The following is a 3848-nucleotide window of genomic DNA, read 5'->3' as shown; positions in this document are numbered from 1 at the left end:
GGAGGTCAGGGCCTTCGCTCCGTGGAGCGCCGACTCCGGCTATCTCGACACGCTCAAGCGCTACATCGAAAAACGCGGTGCCGCCGTGCTCCAGCCCGGCCAGTCGCTGGACATCGTCGTCACCGACGTCGACCGTGCCGGCTCCTACCTGCCGTCGGTGGGCTCGCCGCATCCGGTACGTATCGTCGAGGAGGCTTATCCGCCCCGCATCACGCTCCGCTTCCGCCTGCTCGACAGCCAGGGGCAGGTGCTGCGCGAGGGCGAGCGCAAGCTCACCGACCTGGGCTTCATGTACGACACGACCGGCATGAACAATACCGATCCGCTTCGCTACGAAAAGAAGGTGATCGATCGCTGGCTGGCGAAAGGGCCGGCGAAGCTCTGACGCACAGCGCAGCGCTGGTGAGCTTCAGCCCGCCAGCCGATCACGGCCAAAGGCGGCGGAAGCCCGCCCCACGAAAAAGCCCGCCTGTGAGGCGGGCTTTTTCGTTGCTCCCATCCGATGGACGGCAAGGTCAGGCGCTGGCCACCGAGTAGCCCTTCAGCCGCGCCGCGAACTCCTGCAGCGAGCGGATGCCGCTCTGCTCGGCTTCCACGATCCACTGCTGCAGACCCTTCAGGGCCTGCTCGGCGCCGCGCTGCTCCATCAGCGCCGCCAGGCGGGTGCGGAAGTCGCATACCGTGCGCAGGGTCGGGCGCTTGGCCAGCACGGCCTGCAGCTTGGTGCTGCCGTCGTGGTCCAGCCAGCGGCCGCCGTCTGCCAGCGCGCGGCGCAGGCGACGCGGCACCGCCTTGAGGTTGTCGCCGGCGTGGGCGGCTTCCTCGCGCAAGGTGGGCACGATTACGCCCCGGTAGTAGTCGGTCATCGCCTGGAAGCGATGAGTCAGCACGGCCTTGAGCGTCTCCGCGTCGGGCAGGTTGACGTTCGGGCGGATGTCCAACGTCGGCGCCACGCGCAGCACCTTGGCCAGCCCCACCGCGCGCAGCGCGCAGATCACCGCCCAGCCGATGTCGAACTCCCACTTGCGCAGGGCGAACTTGGCCGAGCTGGGGAACGCGTGGTGGTTGTTGTGCAGCTCTTCGCCGCCGATCCAGAAGCCCCATGGGATCAGGTTGGTCGCGGTGTCGGCGCTCTCGAAGTTGCGGTAGCCCCACCAGTGGCCGATGCCGTTGACGAAGCCGGCGGCCCAGAACGGGATCCAGACCATCTGCACCGCCCACAGCGCGGCGCCGATGACGCCGAAGAGCGCCAGGTCGATGATCAGCATCAGCGCCGGGCCCCAGTACGGGTGACCGGTGTAGAGCTTGCGCTCGATGAAATCATCCGGGCAGCCGCGGCCGTATTTCTCCAGGTCTTCCTTCACCTCGGAGGCGTCGCGGTACAGCGACACGCCGTCCCAGAACACCTTCTTGATGCCGTAGACCTGCGGGCTGTGCGGATCCTCGGCGGTCTCGACCTTGGCGTGGTGCTTGCGGTGCACGGCCACCCACTCGCGCGTCACCATGCCGGTGGTGAGCCAGCCCCAGAAACGGAAGAAGTGCTGCACCAGCGGATGCAGATCGACCCCGCGATGCGTCTGGCAGCGGTGGTAGTAGATGGTCACCGTGAAGATGGTGAGCTGGGTCACCACCAGCATGTAGACCAGCATGGCGAGCCAACTGGCATGGGCCACGCCGTTGGTGAGGAACGTCAGCACCGCGTCGAGCATCAGGGAAACACCGGGGAAGTTGAAAGGCAGTCTATCGGAGGGGTTTCCGTACCCGCCAGCATGGCGCGTCGCATTTCACGCACGCGTGAAGCGCCCGCTGTTGTGTAAAGGTGGGGGCGCCGTGACAATCATGCAATGACTCTGCCACAACCGCTGTTAAAGCTTGAGCAAGCGAGCCGTCGCCGCGCCGGCCGGCCCGCGGTGCAGGGCCTCGACCTCGCGCTCGAACGCGGCCAGGTGCTTGGCCTGCTTGGTGTCAATGGCGCCGGCAAGTCGACCACGCTGTCGATGATCGCCGGCGCGCTCACGCCCGACAGCGGGCGCATCCTGCTCGATGGCGAGGATCTCGCCGAGCAGCCGGCGCTCGCCCGCCGCCTGCTGGGCTGGCTGCCCGAACGTGCCCCGCTGTGGCAGGAACTGACGGTGGGGGAACACCTGGACGCGCATGGTCGCCTGCGCGGACTGAAAGGCGCGGCGCTCAAGCAGGCACGCGCTCGTGTGTTCGATCGGCTGGAACTCGGGCCGCTGGAACGGCGCCTGGCCGGCGTGCTCTCGCAGGGCCAGCGCCAGCGTCTGGGGCTGGCCTGCGCGCTGCTGCACCAACCCGCGCTGCTGGTGCTGGACGAGCCCGGCAACGCGCTCGACCCGGTCCAGCTCGCTTCGCTGCGTGCATTGATCCGGGAGCAGGCTGCCGCCGGTACCGCGGTGATCCTGTCCACCCACGTGCTGGCCGAAGTCACCGCAGTGTGCGACCGCGCGGCGATCCTGCACGAGGGCACGCTGCGCCATGACGACGCGCTGTCGCCCGACGACCACGCCACGCTGGAACAACGCTTTTTCGCCATCGCCACCGCCAGGGCCGCCGCATGAGCGCGCTGGCAGTGACGCGGCTGGAACTGCGCCGCCTGTTCGTGCGTCCGCTGGCCTGGGTGCTGGGCGCACTCACACTGGCCTGGCTGGCATGGAACTTCACCCTGCTGCTGGGCAGTTTCCTCGCTGCGCAGATTCGCCTCGCCGCCCTGCCCGACGGCCCCGGCTACACCGACCTGGTGGCGGTGCCGCTGCTGGCCCAGCTTGCCCAGCTCGCCTTCCTGGTGGTGCCGCTCTTGTCGATGTCGGCGCTGGCCGGCGAGCGGCGCGAGGGTCGGCTGGAGCTGCTGCTCGGCATGGGGCTGGCGCCCACCCGCATCGTGCTGGGCAAGTACGCCGCCTTGCTGGCGTGGCTGCTCGCCTGGCTGGCACTGACCCTGGCGATGCCGCTCGCCCTCGCCCACGCCACCAGCATCGACTGGGGCAAGCTCGCCGCGGCCACGCTGGGCGTGGCGCTGCTGCTGGCCGCGCTGGCGGCGCTGGGGCTGGTCTGCTCGGCCTTCGCCTCGCACCCGGCGCTGGCCGCGGCGGCCGCGCTGGTGATCACGCTGGGCCTGTGGGCGGTGAACCTGGGCGCGCAGATGGCCGGCGTCGACGACGGCGCGCTCAACTGGCTGGCCATGAGCTCGCACCTGCAGCCGATGCTGCGCGGGCTGGTCGCCAGCCCCGACGTGACCTGGTTCGCGCTGCTGGCGACCGTCTGCCTGGCGCTGGCCGCGCGCCGTGTCGCCGCCGAGCGGGAGCGCAACTGATGCCCAAGCGATTTGGACGTCTGGACGGCTGGCTGTTCGCACTCGCGCTGCTGATCTGCGCCGGCGCGATCGGCTATCTCACCACCCGGCACGCCTACGTCGCCGACTGGACCGCGGGCGGGCGGGCCAGCCTCTCGACGCAGAGCCGCGCCGTGCTCGGCAAGCTCGACGGCCCGGTGGAAATCGTCAGCTACGCCAACCCGCAGGGCGACCTGCGCCAGACCATCGCCGGCTTCGTCGAGCGCTACCGCCGGCTGAAGAGCGACCTCACCCTGAAGTTCGTCGATCCCGAGCAGGACCCGGCGAAGATGCGTGAGCTCGGGATCACCGTCGACGGCGCCATCATCGTGCACTACCGCGGCCGCGAGCAGCGGCTGGACGAGCTGTCCGAGCGCAGCCTCACCAACGCGCTGGAACGCCTGGCCCGCGGCGGCGAGCGCATCGTGGCCTTCGTCACCGGCGACGGCGAGCGGCGTGCCGACGGCCAGGCCAACGCGGACATGGGCACCGTCATGGC

5 protein-coding genes are annotated in these 3848 nt (G+C 69.6%); 4 read left to right on the top strand and 1 reads right to left on the bottom strand.

Annotation, left to right across the window (positions count from 1 at the left end; all coding sequences use genetic code 11):
* Positions 1-385: DUF3016 domain-containing protein (locus HOQ08_RS08285; protein ID WP_291193195.1), on the top strand; the 385-nt coding region annotated here is incomplete at its 5' end.
* Between the two features lie 130 nt (positions 386-515).
* Here the strand turns inward: HOQ08_RS08285 and HOQ08_RS08280 are convergent.
* Complete coding sequence (locus HOQ08_RS08280; RefSeq protein ID WP_291193193.1) at positions 516-1709, bottom strand: fatty acid desaturase; 1194 nt, start codon at positions 1707-1709, stop codon at positions 516-518.
* 135 nt (positions 1710-1844) lie between these two features.
* On the opposite strand from HOQ08_RS08280, the gene HOQ08_RS08275 reads away from it, so the two are divergent.
* The 3 genes from HOQ08_RS08275 to HOQ08_RS08265 all read left to right on the top strand — a co-directional run.
* On the top strand, positions 1845-2579 hold the full coding sequence (locus tag HOQ08_RS08275) for an ABC transporter ATP-binding protein (RefSeq protein ID WP_291193190.1): 735 nt from the start codon (positions 1845-1847) through the stop codon (positions 2577-2579).
* Complete coding sequence (locus tag HOQ08_RS08270) at positions 2576-3331, top strand: ABC transporter permease (protein ID WP_291193188.1); 756 nt, start codon at positions 2576-2578, stop codon at positions 3329-3331. The genes HOQ08_RS08275 and HOQ08_RS08270 overlap by 4 nt, the downstream gene beginning before the upstream one ends.
* Positions 3331-3848, top strand: a 518-nt coding sequence (locus HOQ08_RS08265) for a Gldg family protein (protein WP_291193186.1), incomplete at its 3' end; no start/stop codon positions are given. The genes HOQ08_RS08270 and HOQ08_RS08265, both read left to right, overlap by 1 nt.

The organism is Frateuria sp., assembly GCF_013362045.1.
Taxonomy (GTDB): Bacteria; Pseudomonadota; Gammaproteobacteria; order Xanthomonadales; family Rhodanobacteraceae; genus Frateuria_A.
This window is presented reverse-complemented; position numbering and strand designations above follow the sequence as displayed.

Bases quoted from the DNA above. Each gene is read 5' to 3' on its own strand.
- HOQ08_RS08280 (WP_291193193.1), bottom strand. From the start codon at position 1,709: ATGCTCGACGCGGTGCTGACGTTCCTCACCAACGGCGTGGCCCATGCC.
- HOQ08_RS08275 (WP_291193190.1), top strand. From the start codon at position 1,845: ATGACTCTGCCACAACCGCTGTTAAAGCTTGAGCAAGCGAGCCGTCGC.
- HOQ08_RS08270 (WP_291193188.1), top strand. From the start codon at position 2,576: ATGAGCGCGCTGGCAGTGACGCGGCTGGAACTGCGCCGCCTGTTCGTG.